The organism is Salinicoccus sp. HZC-1, from assembly GCF_046736035.1.
Taxonomy (GTDB): Bacteria; Bacillota; Bacilli; order Staphylococcales; family Salinicoccaceae; genus Salinicoccus.
Window position 1 is genome coordinate 1,988,891 of record NZ_CP177130.1, and the last position, 17,128, is coordinate 2,006,018.

Consider the following 17,128-nt stretch of genomic DNA (forward strand, 5'->3'; position numbering starts at 1 on the left):
ACCTACTCCTTCTTAGTCAGCGGTGCGAAGTTGGCAAGCAGCCTCTTGACACCCACCGTAGTGAATATTATATCCAGTTCCTGGCTGTCCCCTTCTCCTTTTATACCTGAGATGATGCCTTCGCCGAATTTCTTATGTTCCACTTTATCCCCCACTGTGAAGGAGACCCCGCTGTTATTGGTGACCACACGGCTTCTTTTCTTCGGTCCGCGGCTTTTCGTCGTAAAACTGCCTGAAGCAATCGGTTTAGGCGCATCCTGAGATCCGCCTTCAACCAGCTCTTCCGGAATTTCTGAGAGGAACCGGCTTCTCATATTCGTTTCTGTCTTACCGTAAATCATGCGGCTGTCTGCTCTGGAGAGGAAGAGTCTCTCTTCGGCACGTGTCAGCGCCACATACATCAGACGCCTTTCCTCTTCCAGCTCACGGTCATCGAACATGACTCTTCTCGACGGGAATATCCCCTCTTCAAGTCCGACGATGAAAATCACTTTGAATTCCAGTCCTTTGGAAGCGTGCATCGTCATTAATGTGACTCCGCTGTCCGTATCTACATTATCCTGGTCAGAAACCAGGGCCATGTCACTCAGGAAGGTGAATAAGAGTTCATCGGACACTTCGTTTTCTTTATCGAATTCGCGTGTCACCGTTCGGAACTCTTCCAGGTTTTCGATGCGGCTGCGGGATTCGAGTGAATTTTCTTTTTCCAGTAAATCAAGGTAACCGGTATCCGCCAGCACTTCATCCACCAGTTCTGTGACTGACATATATTTGGATTTCTGTTTCAGGTTTTCGAGCATATCATTCAAATTCATCAGTTTGACGACTGCATTTTTAGAAATACCGATAAAATCAGATTCCTTGATCGCTTCGTATATACTTGCCCCCGTATGCCGTCCATGTTCTTTCAGCTTATCCACCGTTTTTGGACCGATACCCCGCTTGGGTACATTGACGATCCGTTCAAAGGCGATATCGTCATTCGGATTCTGGATGACTTTCAAATAGCTCAACAAATCTTTTATTTCCATACGGTCATAGAACTTCATTCCGCCGACCATCTTGTAAGAAATGTTGGATTTGACCAGTGCGTCCTCTATTGCACGGGACTGGGCGTTCGTACGGTAAAGCACCGCCATGTCGTTGTAGGAGTATTCGGATGAAAGATCCAAAACATTCCGCACAATCTCCTGTCCTTCCTCGCGTTCGGAGTTGGAGACGATATTGTGCAGTTTCGCACCGCCGCCGCGGTCTGTACGCAGCGCCTTCGGCTTGCGCTCAGTATTATTATCGATTACGGCATTCGCCGCATCCAGAATATTTTTGCTGGAGCGGTAGTTCTGTTCAAGTTTGATCACTGTCGCTTCCGGATAATCATCTTCAAAGTTTAAAATATTGGTGATGTCCGCACCGCGGAATTTATAGATCGACTGGTCGGAGTCACCCACAACACAAATATTGCGATATTTTGCCGCCAGCATTTTAACCAGCTGGTATTGTGCATGGTTGGTATCCTGATACTCATCCACATGAATATACTGGAAAAGATTCTGATAGCGCTCGAGGACAGACGACTCTTTTTCAAAAAGCTCGATTGTCAGCATGATCAGATCATCAAAGTCCAGTGCACTGTTGCGGTAGAGAACCTGCTGATAATCATGGTAGATTTCGCTGTAGAGCGTATCCAGATACCCTTCCGCCTCTTCCGCACTCTGTTTCGGTCTGATCAGCTGGTTTTTCTTATCTGATATAAATCCGATAATACTTCTTGGATTGTGCTGTTTGATATCCAGGTTACGGCGCTTTAAAATATCTTTCACTACAGACCTCTGATCTGTCGGGTCAAGGATTGAGAAGCTGTTTTCATAACCTAAATAGTTGATGTTGCTCCTTAATATGCGTACGCACATTGCGTGGAAAGTGGACACCCAGATGTCACTTGCGCCATTACGGATCAATGATGAGACACGATCCCGCATTTCCCGTGCTGCTTTATTCGTAAAAGTGATTGCCAGTATGTTTCTGGCCGGCACATCCTTCTCTTCCATCAGATAAGCGACGCGGTGCGTAAGCACACGCGTCTTACCGCTTCCGGCACCCGCCATGATAAGCAGCGGACCTTCAGTCGCCTGAATTGCCCGCTTTTGTTCTTTGTTCATTAGACTTAAATCCATATTAAAAACTCCAATTTACTTAATAATTGTTCTGAGCGCCTTTTTGGTGCTGTCATAAATCACATTCCCGACGACAATCGTATCTGCATACTGTGCCATCTCACGCGCCTCATCGCGGGAAGAAATCCCCCCGCCATATACGATATGGGAATGCTCGGTGTTTTCACGGACCATTTTCATAACATCCGCTTCACCATATGTACCACTGTACTCAATGTAAATATAAGGTGTTTGATAGAGCTTGTCCATCATGTTTATATAATGCGGCACCATGTCCTTTGATACTGTCTCTGCCTCCGACTTTTTAAAAGCCTTACATTCAGGATTCATGATGATATAAGGCAGAAGTGACATTTCGCTGTAATCCAGCAGATGCCCGAATTCAGCCAGGGCTTCAAGCATCAGTCCATGCTGCCATTTAATATTATTCGTATTGAAAACTGCCGGAATGAAATAGTGGTCAAATCCTGGAACAACCGCTTCGGTTGAAGTGACTTCCAGTGCCACCGGTACAGAAAATCTGCGCACGCGCGCCATAAGGTTCAAAACATTATCTTCGGTAATGCCGTCCGTACCGCCGACGATGATCGCATCCGTATTGGATTCACAGATTTTCGTCAGGGCTTCATCGCTGATCTCCTTTGCAGGATCCAGTTTAAATACATGTTTACAATCCTTTAGCATATAGAAAACTCCCATTAAATTTCATAAGAACATTATATCATTTTTACGCCGGTACTGTTTTATATTATGCGGGAAAAAAAGTGGATTTTATGAATGAAAAAACCACGGCTCATTGAGCCGTGGCAAAGTATTCATTCTATCCCTAAATATTCTTCCAGGGTCAGTCCGCTCTCGTAGATGGCTTCCGCCTCATCACCGACATACCTCAGGTGCCACGGTTCATACTGGTAGCCTGTAATATCCTCTTTACCTTCAAGATATCTGATGATGAATCCATATTCATGGGCAGCATCCTTCATCCACTGATATTCCGGTGTCTCCCCGAACTTTACGCTGAGGGTCGTGGCACTGTCGGACGATCCGACATCTATCGCAAGGCCCGTCTGATGTTCGGAATGCCCCGGCTTCGCACTGAATTTATCCGCTTCTTCCCGGCCATCCCTGGCAACATAGTTGTTGTACAGGCCCGCCTGGTAATCATATGATCTGAAATCACTGACCAATACAAAATCCAGGCCGCGCCCGGCACCGTCAGCGAACATCCGGCTGTAGGCATCGATCACTTCCTGCTGCAGACCCGGATTGTAATCCCGGGGCAGCGGAATTTCCTTATTGACGACCAGAATCCCTTCCACATAGGTCACACCGTCGATGACTTCGATATCCGGCAGAGCGGCAAGATCGCCGATGGAAGCCGGGGAATACTGTTTCGGGAACGTCTGATGTCCGGCCGTCTGTTCCGCGTTCAAGGTGCTGCCACACCCCTGCATCAGCAGTGCCGCTGAAATTGTCATTCCTAATATCAACTTTCTAATCATACATTTTCCCCTTCTGCACTGCTTGATTCCGGTGATTACTCGAGACCGGCACGCTGGAATATAATATCGACCCGTTTCAAATGGTGCGTCTCATCAAAGCAGTCTTCAATTTCCTCTTCACTCAATAATTCTTTGACACGCGCGTCTTTTTCAACAAGCGTCCTGAACGGCACTCTTGTTTCCCAGGACTCCATTGCCTTGGGCTGAACGAGGTCATACGCCTCTTCACGCACCAGGCCTTTATCTATCAATGTAAGCATAACACGCTGGGAGTATACGAGACCAAACGTTTTATCAATATTCGCCTTCATATTCTCTTCGAATACAGTCAGGTTATCGATGATATTCGCAAACCTGTTGAGCATGTAGTTTAAGGCGATTGTCACGTCCGGCATCATGATGCGCTCGGCGGATGAATGTGAAATGTCACGTTCATGCCAGAGCGGCACATTTTCATAAGCTGTCGTAATATAGCCGCGGATGACGCGGGAGAGTCCTGTTACATTTTCACTGCCGATCGGATTCCTCTTATGCGGCATGGCGCTTGAACCTTTCTGTCCTTTGCCGAATGCCTCTTCCACTTCTCTCGTTTCAGTCTTTTGCAGACTGCGCACTTCAACTGCAAATTTTTCGATGGATGTCGCAATCAGGCCTAAAGTGGCAATGTAGTATGCATGACGGTCACGCTGCAGTGTCTGTGTGGACACTGCAGCAGTATCGAGTCCCAGATGCTCACAGACATAGGCTTCAACTTCCGGCGGGATGTTCGCAAATGTCCCTACAGCGCCGCTCATTTTACCGACTTCGATTTCTTTTCTCACATTTTTGAAGCGTTCCAGGTTACGTTTCATCTCCGTGTACCAAAGTGCCATCTTTATACCGAATGTCGTCGGTTCTGCATGGACACCGTGTGTACGCCCCATCATCAGTGTCGTTTTATGTGCTTTTGCCTTTTTGGCGAGCACCTCGATAAAGCGTTCCAGATCGCGTTCAATGATTTCATTCGCCTGTTTGATGATATAGCTCTGTGCCGTATCCACAACATCAGTCGAAGTGAGTCCGTAATGGACCCATTTCTTTTCCTCACCCAGGGTTTCCGATACCTGGCGCGTAAACGCGACCACATCATGGCGGGTCTCCGCCTCTATTTCCTTGATGCGGCCGGCATCGATCTCAGCATTCTTTCTGATGAGCTTCACTTCATCCATTGGTATGTATCCGAGTTCAGCCCAGGCTTCAGACGCCAGTATTTCAACTTCCAGCCAAGCTTTAAATCTGTTCTCTTCTGTCCAAATCTTTGACATTTCCTCACGGGAATAACGAGAAATCATGCATACACGCTCCTTAATTATTAGTTCGGTATCATTATAACAAATTCCCACTAAAAACGAACATTAAAATTATAATTAATTTTAATGTTCGCAAATAAGTGTGATTTACTCTCATTCTTTATTCTTCTGTAAGCTTTCCTTCAAAAATGATTTCCTGATGGTCCACTATTTTTTCACCGTTCTTTTCGATGAAAACCGGTCTTTCCATCCGCCTGACAGGCGCATAGCCTTCAGCCCGCATCCGGTCCAGACAGTCGCTCAGGCTTTCATTCCCTTCCACGTTAAACTTTTTCTTCTTCGGCTTCTCTGGCATCTTCTCTTTCCTTTTCTTCGATTTCTTCCAGCACTTCTTCCACGTTTTCCGGTTCATAGTTTTTCAGACGGCGGCGTCTGACGCCTTTCGTCCAGAATCCACCGGTAATATTCTTCGGTTCATGTGTAATGATGAAAGCTTTTTCATCAAGCTCCTTGACCGTGGCAATGAGTTTGCGCTCATATTTTCTCGGTGTAAGGATCTGCATTGTCGTACGTTCTCCGTCACGGCCGTATTGATAGCCGTGTGTCACACCATAGCCCAGATCCCTGATGTTTTTAGGTAGATCTTTATCTTTTTCTGCTGTGATCACATTGACGACCAGATATCCGAGTGCAAGCTTCTCCTCGATTTTAAGTCCGACAAGTATGCCCGCACCAAAACCCAGCGCATACGCGACAACGTTCTGGAACTGGTCCAAGTTCTCGAGTACCAGACCCAGTCCGATGACGTAGACGAATGTTTCCAGGATACTGAATATCGCAGCGGTGTACCGATACCCTTTAAGTGTAGAGATGGTGCGCAGCGTCAGGAAACTGACGTATATAATGTTAATGACAAATATAACGAGCACCATCAGCCAGGGATTTCCAGAAATGGCTGTAATCATACTATACTACCTCTCTACTTAACAATTTCTTTTCATTATTCAGCTTCGTATTTTGGCAAATTGTACCTGTGGTATGGCTGATCTCTTTTATGCTGCGTCTTTTTGTACCAATTCACAATCGTTTCATAGTCTTCATCCGAAATGTCTCTGCCTTCCAGGAAGTCATCAATCGCCTTATAGGAGACGCCAAGCGCCTCTTCATCGCTGACCATCGGCTTATCATCCTCCAGATCCGCAGTCGGCACTTTGCTGAGCAGATTTTCCGGCGCGCCGAGATATTCCATGATCATTTTCCCCTGGCGTTTATTGAGCCCGAATAAAGGCACCAGATCGGACGCACCGTCACCATACTTCGTATAGAATCCTGTAATGGCTTCTGCCGGGTGGTCTGTCCCCAGTACTATCCCCCCGCTAACGGCGGCAACAGCATACTGGGCTTTCATCCGTTCACGCGCCTTTTCGTTCCCTTCGATGAAGTCGCTCATTTCATATCCGGCTGCCTTCAGCGATTTGACACTTGCATCGACGCTTGGCTGAATGTCAATGGTCGCCTGGTGCGTCGGATTGATGAATTCCATCGCATCCAGGGCATCCTGTTCATCATGCTGCTTTCCATAAGGCAGACGGAGCGCATGGAATTCATACTTCCCTGTACCCTCCTGATTGAGTTCATCGACAGCCATCTGTGCCAGTCTACCGAGCAGTGTGGAATCCTGTCCGCCCGAAATGCCAAGGACAAACGACTTCAGGAATGAATTGTTCTTTACATAGGTTTTCATGAAATCCATGATTTCCCTGGCTTCGGTTTCCGGATCGATTTCAGTTTTTACATGAAAATTCTCGATTATTTCTTTCTGTAATGGTTTCATTCATCATCACTCCAAAATTTTATTACTTGCGTCCTCGATAAGATCCTGTTTAATCTGCCATAATTCAGTAGAGAGATCCACCGGATATTCTTCCGGATTCAAGAACCTCTTATACTCTTCCCAAAGAATGGCCAGGTTATTCTCAAGTCGCTGTTTTATATCGGGTATTTCTTCTCTTTCATACACGAGACTGCCGTCTATGAAGATATCTTCCATCAATTCCACTTTTTCAAACGAACGGATGAGCTTTCTTTTCATCGTGTGCACAGGGTGGAACATCAGGAGCGGTTTATCCTCGCTCACCACTTCATCAGCGTGGGCGATGTATTCCCCTTCCGACATGCCGGTGTATTTATTGATGATCCGATATACATTTTTCTTGCCCGGTGTGGTGACTTTTTCAGGATTGCCGGAAATTTTAATGCGGTTTTCCAATTCACCCTGCGCGTTTTCTACAGCAACGAGTTTATATACGGCGCCGAGTGCAGGCTGGTCATAAGCTGTAATCAGCTTCGTACCGATTCCCCAGCTGTCCACCTTCGCCCCCTGGGAGAGCAATGAAACGATCGTCACTTCATCCAGGTCGTTGGACACAACGATTTTTGCGTCTGTAAAGCCCGCTTCATCGAGCATTTTACGCGCTTCTTTGGAGAGATAGGCAATATCCCCGGAATCCAGGCGGATGCCGATAAAGTTGATTTTGTCACCATATTCCCTGGCCACTTTAATCGCATTGGGCACGCCCGACTTCAATGTATCAAACGTATCTACGAGAAATACGCAGTCCCGGTGTGTTTCAGCATACGCTTTGAACGCTTCATAGTCATCGCCATACGCCTGGACCATCGCATGGGCATGTGTGCCGCTTGCCGGGATGCCGAACAATTTCGCCGCCCGCACATTGCTTGTGCCGTCAAATCCGCCGATGATTGCCGCTCTTGCCCCCCACAGGGCCGCATCGAATTCATGCGCCCGTCTGGTGCCGAATTCCATCAGTATGTCATTGGGGACAATCTGGCGGATCCGGCTCGCTTTCGTCGCAATCAATGTCTGGAAATTGACAATGTTGAGCAGTGCTGTTTCAATTAACTGGGCTTCTATGATGGGTGCTTCGACCTGGACGAGCGGCATGTTTGCAAATACCAGCTCCCCTTCCTGCACCGCACGCACCTTACCTGTAAAGCGCAGATCTTTAAGGTAGCCTAAAAAGTCTGCATTGTAACCGAGCGTACTTAAATATTCAAGATCCGATTCTGTGAAACGGAGGTTCTCCAAATAATCTATGATGCGGTCGAGTCCGGCGAATACGGCATACCCGTTGCCGAAAGGCACCTGCCTGAAATAGAGATCGAACACAGCGGTGCGGTCTTTTAATCCTTGTTCCAAATACGTCTGACCCATATTTATCTGGTACAGGTCTGTGTGCAGCATAAAGCTGTCATCCTCAAATTTATACATCCTTGCCAATCCCTTCATGAATGCTGTAAATCAGTTATAATTATTCATAACCAGTTTAACACAAGAATAACTGATACCATTAATATAAAGAAATTGGAGTGATACTATGAAATTCGGAAGTTTCAGAGCCCGCTTCATCATTCTGTCAGTCATCGTCTGCATATCCGGGTTCTCCCAGGGGATGCTCCTCCCCTTGATATCATTCATTTTCGAAAATCAGGATATCAGTGCAACGATCAACGGCATCCATGCCTCCGGCCTTTACATAGGGGTGCTCCTGTCAGCGCTGTTCATCGAGGCCCCGCTTAGAAAATACGGCTTCCGCCCGATGATCATCATCGGCGGTTCCATCGTCGGTGTGTCCCTGCTGCTGTTTCCTGTGCTCGATTCAATATGGCTGTGGTTCATACTGCGGCTCATCGTGGGCATCGGGGATAACGCCCTCCACTTCAGTACCCAGACCTGGCTGACCCAGAGCACACCCCACCACAAACTCGGCAGGGTCATCGCATTCTACGGCCTGTTCTTCTCCGCAGGATTCATGGTGGGGCCGAAAGTCAGCGAGCTGGTCACAATATGGGAACCTCTGCCGTTTATCGTCTCCGGCATACTCACAATGATGGCCTGGCCGCTGATCTTCATGTTAAAGGGTGCAGAGGATGCCAGACCGGAGGATACCGGGGCGCCGGTGAGCCTGTTCAATACATTGAAGAATTTCAAGGATGTACTGCTTACGAGCTGGGTGGCATTTTTATTCCCCATGCTATATGGTGTGCTTGAAGCATCATTGAACAGCAACTTCCCGGTATTTGCCATCAGAAATGACTTCGAACTCTCTGAAATCACATGGATCCTGCCGGCATTCAGCCTCGGGGCCATATTGCTGCAGGTGCCGATCGGCGGTTTGGGGGACAGGACGGGACGGGCGAAGCTCATCAACATCCTGCTCCTTTTAGGCGCCGGCACATTCTTGCTGATGGAAGTCTTCAGTACATCATTCATCATGCTGCTTCTGCTCTTTATACTGGCCGGCATTTTTGTCGGCTCCATGTATTCTCTCGGCATCAGCTATATGACCGATATCACGCCGAGATTCAACCTGCCTGCCGGGAACCTCATGGCGGGCATCATGTTCAGCCTCGGCAGCATTACCGGACCGGTCATCGGCGGTACGATCATCAGCATCACCGGCGGCGCCCACTACTTTACGTTTTTCGCGGGGGTCATCCTCATTATAGTCATGCTGAATCTGATATTCATGGCAAAGAGAAAAACAGCAGTTCAATAGAATTTACCGCCGTTTAATGGAATAATAAAAGCAAATCATTCAGAAAAGAGGGAGCAACATGTCAGAAGCACTTCTGGTAATCGACTATTCATATGATTTCGCAGCACCCGACGGCAGGCTTACAGCCGGCATCCCCGCCCGGGAGATCGAAGAGGAATTGGTTCAGAAGATAAAAAGCGCGAGTGACGCAAACAAGCCGGTATTCTTCATGATGGACCTGCATCAGGAAGGAGACCCCCATCATCCGGAATCTGCGCTCTTTCCGCCGCATAACATTGCCGGCACCAGAGGCCGGGAACTCTATGGCCGGGTCAAGAGGATATACGAGGAGATAAAAGATCTCGGCCATGTATTCTTTATAGACAAAACAAGGTACAGCGCATTTGCGGGAACGAATCTTGATCAGCTGCTTCGGGAAAGGAACATCGACACCGTCGTTTTAACCGGCCTCGTCACGGATATCTGTATCTTGCATACTGCCGTCGACGCCTATAACAAGGGCTATAAAATAAAAGTGCCTGCCTCCTGTGTCGCATCCTTCAACCCGGAAGGACATACATTCGCCCTGGAACATTTTAAAAATTCTCTCGGGGCCACAGTGGAACGATAGAAGAATGAGTGTTTGAATGATAAAATGGGAATAGTAATAATATATCAAAGGAGACATTTAATATGAGTGCAGTTAAAATTTTTGGACATCAAAACCCGGATACAGACACAATCACATCAGCGATCGTCACAGCGGATATCGAAAACCGGCTGGGCAACGACGCCAAAAGCTACCGTCTTGGAGAAGTGGGTGCAGAAACCCGGTATGCACTTGAACATTTCGGAGTGGAGTCCCCTGAACTTCTTGAAAAACTGGAAGATGACGATCACGTCATTCTTGTCGACCACAATGAGTTCCAGCAGTCTGCTGAAAACATTGAAAATGCACAAATCCTGAAAGTGGTGGATCATCACCGCATTGCGAACTTCCAGACGGAATCCCCGCTCTACTACCGTGCTGAACCGGTCGGATGTACAGCAACAATCCTTAACAAGATCTATAAGGAAAACAATCTTGAAATCACAAAAGAAATGGCCGGTCTGATGGTCTCAGCGATTATTTCGGATACTCTATTATTCAAATCCCCGACTACAACAGACGCGGATATCGATGCAGCAGGTGAATTGAAAGAGCTTGCCGGTGTCGATCTTGAATCATACGGCGTCGAAATGCTCAAAGCGGGCGCTTCCACTAAAGATAAAACAGCAGACGAATTGATCACCGGTGATGCGAAGTCATTCGATATGGGCGCCAAAACGACACGTATCGCGCAAATCAATGTAGTCGATGTTGATGAAGTGTTCGAAAGAAGAGCGGAATTGGAAGAGGCGATCAACAAACAGGTCGAAGCGGATGGTTATGATCTGTTCGTACTTGTCGTAACGGATATTCTTAAATCCAGTTCCAAAGTACTCTCATTAGGAAAAGAATCCGGAGCGGTGGCAAAAGCATTCGATGTTTCCCTTGATGAAAACACGGCTGTGCTGGAAGGCGTGGTTTCACGCAAAAAGCAGGTCGTACCAAACATTACTAAAGCTCTGTCATAGAAAACCCTGCTGAACACCCGGGTTTTTGGATGACAATCCTGGCTGCATTTTGACAGTCAGAAAGCTTTATATTTTATCATCTATTCGGAAAGGAGCAGATTTCATGCTTAAAAAGGAAGATGGAAGACTTTTTCTCGAGGAAGGCCACAGCGTGATTGCCGAACTCATTTACGAGGAACATGACGAATACTATGATGTAACCAGTACGTTTACAGAACCCGACTACCGTAACAGAGGGCTTGCCAAAGACCTCGTGGATGAGATTGTCGAGATGGCCCGGGAAGACGGCAAGAAGATTCAGCCGACATGTCCATATGTCGCTTTTGCCATCAAGGACGACAAATTTGACGATGTAAAAATTAAATAAGACATAAGAAAGCCCCCGCTTCCGCAGGGGCTTTTTTTAATGGAAGGCAATTCCAAAAAAATAATAGTTGAAAGAATGAAAAAATGGTATGAACAAATATTATCATCAATTTTCTGAAAAATCAATATAATCTATCAACTTTTTTCAGTTAAATATTTTACTTATTACACTTTCCTTGCCTTCCTGCAAATATTGTGTGGAACACGCATCTTCTACCGTATACCCGAGTTCCTCTGTTGCCCTCGAATAGGAAACCTCATCGATGTAGTTCGTCAGTTCCGACTGATCAAAACAGGACGGATGCACAATCTCATGCAGTGTATTATCTATGATCACCCGTTCCGAACCGCTCGTCTTATCTGCCAGCGGCAGAACGAGCAGTAATACCGCAATCAAGATCAGAACAAGAATGACGATGCTGCGCCTTTTCATTTTTTACAGGAATCCAACGAAGACGCCTTCCGGCACTTCCGCTTCGCTTTCCTGGCGCGTGAGTGTGCCATCTTCATTCACTTTGAACAATACAAGGTTATGTGAGCGTTCATGGGCGCACAGAAGATAGGCACCATCCGGCGTAATATTGAAATCACGCGGCCAGTCCCCGTTCGTCGATTCGATCTGGATCCTCTCGAGGTTCTTTCCATCCTCACTCACTTTGAATACGGCAATGCTGTTATGTCCCCTGTTGGATACGTATAAAAATTTCTTATTCGGATGCTTGCGGATCGCAGCCCCCTGTGAATGGCCGTCAAAATCTTCAGGCAGTGTGGAATAAACCGCTTCAGGCGTGAATTCGCCATCTTCATAAGCCGCCCCGATCACTTCATTGGAAAGCTCGGTAAATATAAACGCATAATTTCCGGCCTCATTGAATACTAGGTGACGCGGGCCGCTGCCCGGAGCCACCTGGCACTCCGCCACTTTTTTCAGCATGCTGTCTTCTATTTTAAGCGTCACCAATTTATCTGCACCGAGATCTACCGCCGTGAGATATTGACGGTCCGGCGTTTCCGTTACAAAGTGTGCATGCGGGCCGTCCTGGCGTTCGTGGGGACCGTCGCCTTCAATCTGGAAAACATCCAGCCTGTCCGTCACTACACCTCTGTCATCCACTTCGTATAATCTTACCTCGCCTGAACCATAGACCGTATCCACCAGATGGTTCTGATCAGAAGTCAGCACCAGGTGACAACCGGAATCGCCCTCTTCAAGGCAGTCATCGATGAACTTGAGTTCCCCCGTCTCAAGATCCGCAACTTCATATGTTGCGATGCCGCTTTTGGTTTTTCCTTTTTTAATCGCATAGACCCGGTCATTTTGAATATCCAGGTAAGTTGCATTTGGGCATTTGGCAGCTGTTTCAACAGATTCAAACTCCCCCTTTTCAAGGTCAAGTTCATATCGATAGATACCTTCACCTTTTTCTTTCGTGTAAGTTCCAACGTATCCGATCATTTAATCTTCCTCCTAAAATGAGCTTTTTCAATAATACTAGCATATACCTTATGATTCCCTAAATGAAACGTTTAATTCTTCTCCTCTTGAAAAATCGAACATATGTTCGTATAATAAAGTTGAAGCAGCACAGTAAAGAAAAGGGGGATACAAATGGATTACCGCGACATGCCGATAGAAAAGCTGGACTCCAATATTCCACAGGGCAGAGGAATGATCAAATGGGCCCCTTTTGCCACCATGCCGGAGCAGTACGAAACAGTGGACCGCCTGATCGATGATCAGACAAAAATCAGCCGCCCGGAACTTTCTGATGACCGTCTGGTGGAAATGGACCGTATTCTGAAGAAAGCCTGCGTGGAAAAAAGACAGATACGGGTTGAATACTATTATGACGGCAAACGATTCTATGTCACACTGAACATCATTAAAGTCGATATGTGGAGCCAGATACTGATTGGGCAGAAAACCAAATCCCGAACAGATGACATGGTGTTCATATCCTTCATGGATATTCTGGATATTTTGATGCTTTAACAAGTAAAAAAAGTGGTTTGCCGATACGGGCAAACCACTTTTTCCAAAACATACTGTTTTCAGTATGTAATCCGTAAAAAATCTGGCATATTCCCGCCGTCTGATGGAAATGATCTAATCCCTTTTGTTCCTGTTTTGCCTGATGAGAGCTGCAGCAAAAATATATAACAATCCCGATAGACCCACCAACCCTATTACGGAAAGCCATAAAGCGGCAGCAGACTCTTTTGTTAACAGGTTATGAATACCAAGAGCGATAAAACCTGCCAGAATCATGAAAATAGAAATATAGAATCCCACGTTGCTTTTCCCCGTTACTTCGTTACTCATATTAAATCCTCCATCACATATATGTATCGTCAACAATATATCAGAGGTATATTGTATTTTCTATATGACCGCTGCAAAGAAAGAGAGGCCGGGATCTGGATCCCGGCCTCCGCCAATCAACTCTCCAGAAACAGCACCGGCTCTTTTTGAAAATCCGTGGCCATCATAAGGTGGTAGGCAAGCACTGTCGTAGTGATCGCCCCCACACCGCCCGGCACGGGTGTGATGAATGATGTCTTGTCTTTGACCGCTTCGTAATTCACATCGCCCACCATTCTGCCTTCTTCAGTGAAGTTAATGCCGACGTCAATAACAACGGCACCTTCTTTAACATGTTCTTCATCAATTAGGTTCATCACCCCTGCTGCACTAATGATCACATCTGCATTTTTACATTTATCCACCAGATTGTCAGTATAGAGATTGCATGTCGTCACCGTGGCTTCTTTATTCATCAGTGATAAAGAAAGCGGCTTGCCGACAACCGCACTCGCACCGACAACAGTGACGTTTTTCCCTTTCAGGTCAATATCATAGAATTTCAGAATTTCCATCACTGCAGCAGGTGTGCAGGGTTCCAGACGGTCATCTTCAGCCATCAGGACCTTCCCGATGTTGATCGGTGTCATTCCGTCAATATCCTTGATCGGGTTCATCAGCTCCACGACACGTTTCATATCGATATGCTTTGGAATCGGCTGCAGCAGCAGAATACCGTTGATCGAGTAATCTTCATTGATCTCCCTGAATTTCGTTAAAAATGCTTTGGCGGAGACATCCCCGGGGAAATGGAACTGCTCCGTATCGATCCCAAGTTTCTCAACACGCCTTACAGCCGCATTTTCATATGAGATGGCATCCGTCAGGTCCCCGATCCTGACAAAAGCAATTTTAGGTTTGATCCCGTGCTTATGGGATTCCTCAAGTGCATTTTTAATCTCTTCAGAAAGATATGCGGCCACTTTCTTACCTTCCATAATCGTTGTCATCAGCAAGTTCTCCTTCATGCATTTTGTGAACTACCCGCCACTTAATACCCTTCCGGGTTGTTTGAAGTGGGGGCTTCTCGACTTATCGTTGCTTTTAGTAGCCAACGAAAACTGACCGAGCTAATCCCGCTGAACCAGCGGTTATGGTTTTCAGGATAATCCCAACATCAAGAGTCCTTCGTTTTTGATGTTGATAGCAGCATTCCAGTCCCTATCGAAGACGAATCCGCACTCGCAAGAGTAGATGCGTTCCGAAAGAGCGACAGGTTTTACATTCCCGCAACTCGAACAGGTTTTTGTCGAAGGAAACCACTTGTTGATTTTGACCAGTTTCTTCCCTTGTTCGAGCAATTTGTACCCAAGGAATGTCGTGAACATGCCCCATCCGTTATCGGAAACACTTTTCCCGTAGTTGAGGGCTTGCGACATGCCTTTCATGTCGAGGGCTTCGATAACGACTGCATCATATTTCTTTACCAACTGAAACGATTTCTTATGCAGGAAATCCTTCCGTTGGTTGACGACTTTCTCATGCAGTTTTGCGACCTTGATTCGCTGTTTTTCGTAACGGGCAGAACCTTTCGTTTTACGGGAAAGCACTTTCTGCTCTTTCGCTAATTTCTCTTGTGTCTGCCGATAGAAACGGGGGTGATTGGCTTTCTCACCCTGTTCGCTTTCGACATATAGACCGTCCATCGCAAAATCCAATCCGATAATTTCATTGATTTCTTTTGGTTTCGGTTCGTGCTTATATTCGGTCAGGATGGAAACTTGATACTTTCCTGTTGCGGAACGGGAAATCGTACATGACTTGATGACATGATGCGAAGGAATTTCCCGATGTTGCTTCAGTCGGACAAGTCCGAGTTTCGGCAATTTGATATGGCTGTCTGAAAGCTGAATGTTTCCGTTGACCCGGTTCGTTGTATACGTCTGTTTCGATTTTCGGCTTTTGAACTTCGGAAACATGGCACGACCCGCAAAGAAGTTCGTATACGCTTTTTGAAGGTTCATTTGAGCGTTGGCAAGTGCAAGGCTATCCACTTCCTTTAGCCACTCGAACTCTTGTTTGTACTTAGCTGGAGTCGGAAGTTTCTGCTGTTTCAGCGATTCCTTGTCGTCTTTGAACTTCTCGTAGACTGCTTTCCGTTCAGCGAGCATTCTGTTATACACGAGACGGACACATCCAAATGTTTTGAGCAGGAGGTGTTCCTGTTCCTTTGTCGGGTTCAGCAGAAACTTATACGCTTTATTCGCCATATCATTTCCCCTCAATTCACGCGTTGATTTTCGATGTACTTTTTGATGACTTCAATTGGAGAACCGCCGGAGGTGAGCAGACAGAAACTTCTTGACCAGAAATATTCCTTCCATAACTTCTGTTTGATTTGCGGAAACTCGCTTTTGATTCGTCTTGAACTCGCACTCTTGTACGCATTGATGAATTTTGATAGCTCCGTGTTCGGATGCGCTTTAAACAGGATATGCACATGGTCATTGTCGTGATTCCATTCGACCAATGTGACATTGTAGGGCTTTCCCAAACGCTCAAACATTTCTTTGGCGTAATCCGAGAGGGTATCGTCAATCGGTTTTCTTCGATATTTCACAACCAGAACGAGGTGGTAATACATCAAGAACACTGAATGATTATTACTGTCTAATTCCATTGGTATACCAACCTTTCACCTTGTTAAGACTGATTATAGCACGTCGCAAATAGAAAGACAATTTTGGCTATACCAACCGAAATTCATCTCCCTCTTACCGTTGGGCTTCGCCCGTTACACGCTTGAAGAGGGAGACTTCTTTCGGGAAATATTAAAACACGAGCGATGTACTTCTTCACTGTCAATGATAGCAGAACGGCATGCCCCACTTCCACTAATCGTATATTTGATAGTATAAAAAAAGACCGCCCTTATCAGGCGGCCGAAAAGTCACACATTACTTCGTTTCACGGTGTATTGTGTAGCTGTTTGATCTCGGGCAGTATTTTTTCATTTCAATACGCTCAGGATTGTTTTTTTTGTTCTTAGTCGTAATATAGTTACGATCTCCACAGTCAGTGCAAGCCAAAGTTACATTTACTCTCATCAGTTCCGCCTCCTTTGCTATACGTGTTTCTAGTTCGATTTGCGGTGATGGATCTGCAAAATTGGAACAATATTAATATTATACCATGTCAGACAGCACTCTGAAAGTACTGCCGGGCTACTTTTCAACTGGCCAGTTGATCATCCTGCAGTCAGGATGAAACGATTGCTATTCAATATCAGCCAGATCCCCGTCTTCATTAAACCGCCTTA

Annotated in this window: 20 protein-coding genes; 5 read left to right on the forward strand and 15 right to left on the reverse strand. The window is 46.3% G+C overall.

The features are described 5' to 3' along the window. Positions 1–2: 2 nt before the first annotated feature. From pcrA to ACKRAT_RS10470, 8 genes are all read right to left on the reverse strand, one after another. Positions 3–2,174, reverse strand: a complete 2,172-nt coding sequence (gene pcrA / locus ACKRAT_RS10435; protein WP_411842354.1) for a DNA helicase PcrA — start codon at positions 2,172–2,174, stop codon at positions 3–5. 15 nt (positions 2,175–2,189) lie between these two features. Continuing rightward, entirely contained in the window at positions 2,190–2,858 is a 669-nt protein-coding gene (locus ACKRAT_RS10440; protein ID WP_411842355.1) for a heptaprenylglyceryl phosphate synthase, read from the reverse strand. Positions 2,859–2,989: 131 nt separating this feature from the next. Beyond that, positions 2,990–3,676, reverse strand: coding sequence for a D-alanyl-D-alanine carboxypeptidase family protein (locus tag ACKRAT_RS10445; RefSeq protein WP_411842356.1), 687 nt, complete (start codon positions 3,674–3,676; stop codon positions 2,990–2,992). A 35-nt stretch (positions 3,677–3,711) separates the two neighbouring features. Next, positions 3,712–5,007 carry an adenylosuccinate lyase gene (gene purB / locus ACKRAT_RS10450; protein WP_411842357.1) on the reverse strand — a complete coding sequence of 432 codons (1,296 nt, stop codon included), beginning with the start codon at positions 5,005–5,007 and terminating at the stop codon, positions 3,712–3,714. A gap of 118 nt (positions 5,008–5,125) precedes the next feature. Continuing rightward, positions 5,126–5,320: an NETI motif-containing protein gene (locus ACKRAT_RS10455; protein WP_411842358.1), complete on the reverse strand. Its 195-nt coding sequence runs from the start codon at positions 5,318–5,320 to the stop codon at positions 5,126–5,128. Next, entirely contained in the window at positions 5,289–5,930 is a 642-nt protein-coding gene (locus ACKRAT_RS10460) for a DUF2179 domain-containing protein (RefSeq protein ID WP_411842359.1), read from the reverse strand. The genes ACKRAT_RS10455 and ACKRAT_RS10460 overlap by 32 nt, the downstream gene beginning before the upstream one ends. A 35-nt stretch (positions 5,931–5,965) precedes the next feature. Then, entirely contained in the window at positions 5,966–6,799 is an 834-nt protein-coding gene (gene nadE / locus ACKRAT_RS10465) for an ammonia-dependent NAD(+) synthetase (protein WP_411842360.1), read from the reverse strand. Between the two features lie 6 nt (positions 6,800–6,805). Continuing rightward, positions 6,806–8,257 (reverse strand): nicotinate phosphoribosyltransferase, encoded by a 1,452-nt coding sequence (locus ACKRAT_RS10470; RefSeq protein WP_411842361.1) that lies wholly within the window; start codon positions 8,255–8,257, stop codon positions 6,806–6,808. Between the two features lie 106 nt (positions 8,258–8,363). Here ACKRAT_RS10470 and ACKRAT_RS10475 point away from each other — a divergent pair, with 106 nt between their 5' ends. The 4 genes from ACKRAT_RS10475 (at position 8,364) to ACKRAT_RS10490 (ending at position 11,508) form a co-directional block, all read left to right on the forward strand. Further along, the gene (locus tag ACKRAT_RS10475) at positions 8,364–9,545 is read left to right on the forward strand and encodes an MFS transporter (protein WP_411842362.1); all 1,182 of its coding nucleotides are present in this window, start codon (positions 8,364–8,366) and stop codon (positions 9,543–9,545) included. Positions 9,546–9,603: 58 nt separating this feature from the next. Next, positions 9,604–10,155 (forward strand): cysteine hydrolase family protein, encoded by a 552-nt coding sequence (locus ACKRAT_RS10480; protein ID WP_411842363.1) that lies wholly within the window; start codon positions 9,604–9,606, stop codon positions 10,153–10,155. Positions 10,156–10,217: 62 nt separating this feature from the next. Beyond that, a complete protein-coding gene (locus ACKRAT_RS10485) occupies positions 10,218–11,141 on the forward strand; it encodes a manganese-dependent inorganic pyrophosphatase (RefSeq protein ID WP_411842364.1) in 924 nt (307 codons plus the stop codon). A 103-nt stretch (positions 11,142–11,244) separates the two neighbouring features. Then, entirely contained in the window at positions 11,245–11,508 is a 264-nt protein-coding gene (locus tag ACKRAT_RS10490) for a GNAT family N-acetyltransferase (RefSeq protein ID WP_411842365.1), read from the forward strand. A gap of 144 nt (positions 11,509–11,652) precedes the next feature. Here ACKRAT_RS10490 and ACKRAT_RS10495 read toward each other — a convergent pair whose 3' ends face one another. Together ACKRAT_RS10495 and ACKRAT_RS10500 are read right to left on the reverse strand one after the other, a co-directional pair. Then, a complete protein-coding gene (locus tag ACKRAT_RS10495; protein WP_411842366.1) occupies positions 11,653–11,940 on the reverse strand; it encodes an alpha-amylase in 288 nt (95 codons plus the stop codon). 3 nt (positions 11,941–11,943) lie between these two features. Further along, positions 11,944–12,963: a lactonase family protein gene (locus ACKRAT_RS10500; RefSeq protein WP_411842367.1), complete on the reverse strand. Its 1,020-nt coding sequence runs from the start codon at positions 12,961–12,963 to the stop codon at positions 11,944–11,946. Positions 12,964–13,116: 153 nt separating this feature from the next. Here ACKRAT_RS10500 and ACKRAT_RS10505 point away from each other — a divergent pair, with 153 nt between their 5' ends. Further along, entirely contained in the window at positions 13,117–13,500 is a 384-nt protein-coding gene (locus tag ACKRAT_RS10505) for a YolD-like family protein (protein ID WP_411842368.1), read from the forward strand. A 114-nt stretch (positions 13,501–13,614) separates the two neighbouring features. Here ACKRAT_RS10505 and ACKRAT_RS10510 read toward each other — a convergent pair whose 3' ends face one another. The 5 genes from ACKRAT_RS10510 to rpmG all read right to left on the reverse strand — a co-directional run bounded on the left by ACKRAT_RS10510 (position 13,615) and on the right by rpmG (position 16,916). Beyond that, positions 13,615–13,830, reverse strand: a complete 216-nt coding sequence (locus ACKRAT_RS10510) for a hypothetical protein (RefSeq protein WP_411842369.1) — start codon at positions 13,828–13,830, stop codon at positions 13,615–13,617. A 116-nt stretch (positions 13,831–13,946) separates the two neighbouring features. Beyond that, positions 13,947–14,819, reverse strand: coding sequence for a bifunctional 5,10-methylenetetrahydrofolate dehydrogenase/5,10-methenyltetrahydrofolate cyclohydrolase (locus ACKRAT_RS10515; protein ID WP_411842370.1), 873 nt, complete (start codon positions 14,817–14,819; stop codon positions 13,947–13,949). 150 nt (positions 14,820–14,969) lie between these two features. After that, the gene (locus ACKRAT_RS10520) at positions 14,970–16,079 is read right to left on the reverse strand and encodes an RNA-guided endonuclease TnpB family protein (RefSeq protein ID WP_411842371.1); all 1,110 of its coding nucleotides are present in this window, start codon (positions 16,077–16,079) and stop codon (positions 14,970–14,972) included. Between the two features lie 11 nt (positions 16,080–16,090). Next, complete coding sequence (gene tnpA / locus ACKRAT_RS10525) at positions 16,091–16,489, reverse strand: IS200/IS605 family transposase (RefSeq protein ID WP_411842372.1); 399 nt, start codon at positions 16,487–16,489, stop codon at positions 16,091–16,093. A 277-nt stretch (positions 16,490–16,766) separates the two neighbouring features. Further along, a complete protein-coding gene (rpmG, locus tag ACKRAT_RS10530) occupies positions 16,767–16,916 on the reverse strand; it encodes a 50S ribosomal protein L33 (protein ID WP_411842373.1) in 150 nt (49 codons plus the stop codon). Positions 16,917–17,128: the final 212 nt, after the last annotated feature.

Coding starts and splice junctions, on each gene's coding strand:
- pcrA (WP_411842354.1), bottom strand. CDS start 2,174: ATGGATTTAAGTCTAATGAACAAAGAACAAAAGCGGGCAATTCAGGCG.
- ACKRAT_RS10440 (WP_411842355.1), bottom strand. CDS start 2,858: ATGCTAAAGGATTGTAAACATGTATTTAAACTGGATCCTGCAAAGGAG.
- ACKRAT_RS10445 (WP_411842356.1), bottom strand. CDS start 3,676: ATGATTAGAAAGTTGATATTAGGAATGACAATTTCAGCGGCACTGCTG.
- purB (WP_411842357.1), bottom strand. CDS start 5,007: ATGATTTCTCGTTATTCCCGTGAGGAAATGTCAAAGATTTGGACAGAA.
- ACKRAT_RS10455 (WP_411842358.1), bottom strand. CDS start 5,320: ATGCCAGAGAAGCCGAAGAAGAAAAAGTTTAACGTGGAAGGGAATGAA.
- ACKRAT_RS10460 (WP_411842359.1), bottom strand. CDS start 5,930: ATGATTACAGCCATTTCTGGAAATCCCTGGCTGATGGTGCTCGTTATA.
- nadE (WP_411842360.1), bottom strand. CDS start 6,799: ATGAAACCATTACAGAAAGAAATAATCGAGAATTTTCATGTAAAAACT.
- ACKRAT_RS10470 (WP_411842361.1), bottom strand. CDS start 8,257: ATGTATAAATTTGAGGATGACAGCTTTATGCTGCACACAGACCTGTAC.
- ACKRAT_RS10475 (WP_411842362.1), top strand. CDS start 8,364: ATGAAATTCGGAAGTTTCAGAGCCCGCTTCATCATTCTGTCAGTCATC.
- ACKRAT_RS10480 (WP_411842363.1), top strand. CDS start 9,604: ATGTCAGAAGCACTTCTGGTAATCGACTATTCATATGATTTCGCAGCA.
- ACKRAT_RS10485 (WP_411842364.1), top strand. CDS start 10,218: ATGAGTGCAGTTAAAATTTTTGGACATCAAAACCCGGATACAGACACA.
- ACKRAT_RS10490 (WP_411842365.1), top strand. CDS start 11,245: ATGCTTAAAAAGGAAGATGGAAGACTTTTTCTCGAGGAAGGCCACAGC.
- ACKRAT_RS10495 (WP_411842366.1), bottom strand. CDS start 11,940: ATGAAAAGGCGCAGCATCGTCATTCTTGTTCTGATCTTGATTGCGGTA.
- ACKRAT_RS10500 (WP_411842367.1), bottom strand. CDS start 12,963: ATGATCGGATACGTTGGAACTTACACGAAAGAAAAAGGTGAAGGTATC.
- ACKRAT_RS10505 (WP_411842368.1), top strand. CDS start 13,117: ATGGATTACCGCGACATGCCGATAGAAAAGCTGGACTCCAATATTCCA.
- ACKRAT_RS10510 (WP_411842369.1), bottom strand. CDS start 13,830: ATGAGTAACGAAGTAACGGGGAAAAGCAACGTGGGATTCTATATTTCT.
- ACKRAT_RS10515 (WP_411842370.1), bottom strand. CDS start 14,819: ATGACAACGATTATGGAAGGTAAGAAAGTGGCCGCATATCTTTCTGAA.
- ACKRAT_RS10520 (WP_411842371.1), bottom strand. CDS start 16,079: ATGGCGAATAAAGCGTATAAGTTTCTGCTGAACCCGACAAAGGAACAG.
- tnpA (WP_411842372.1), bottom strand. CDS start 16,489: ATGGAATTAGACAGTAATAATCATTCAGTGTTCTTGATGTATTACCAC.
- rpmG (WP_411842373.1), bottom strand. CDS start 16,916: ATGAGAGTAAATGTAACTTTGGCTTGCACTGACTGTGGAGATCGTAAC.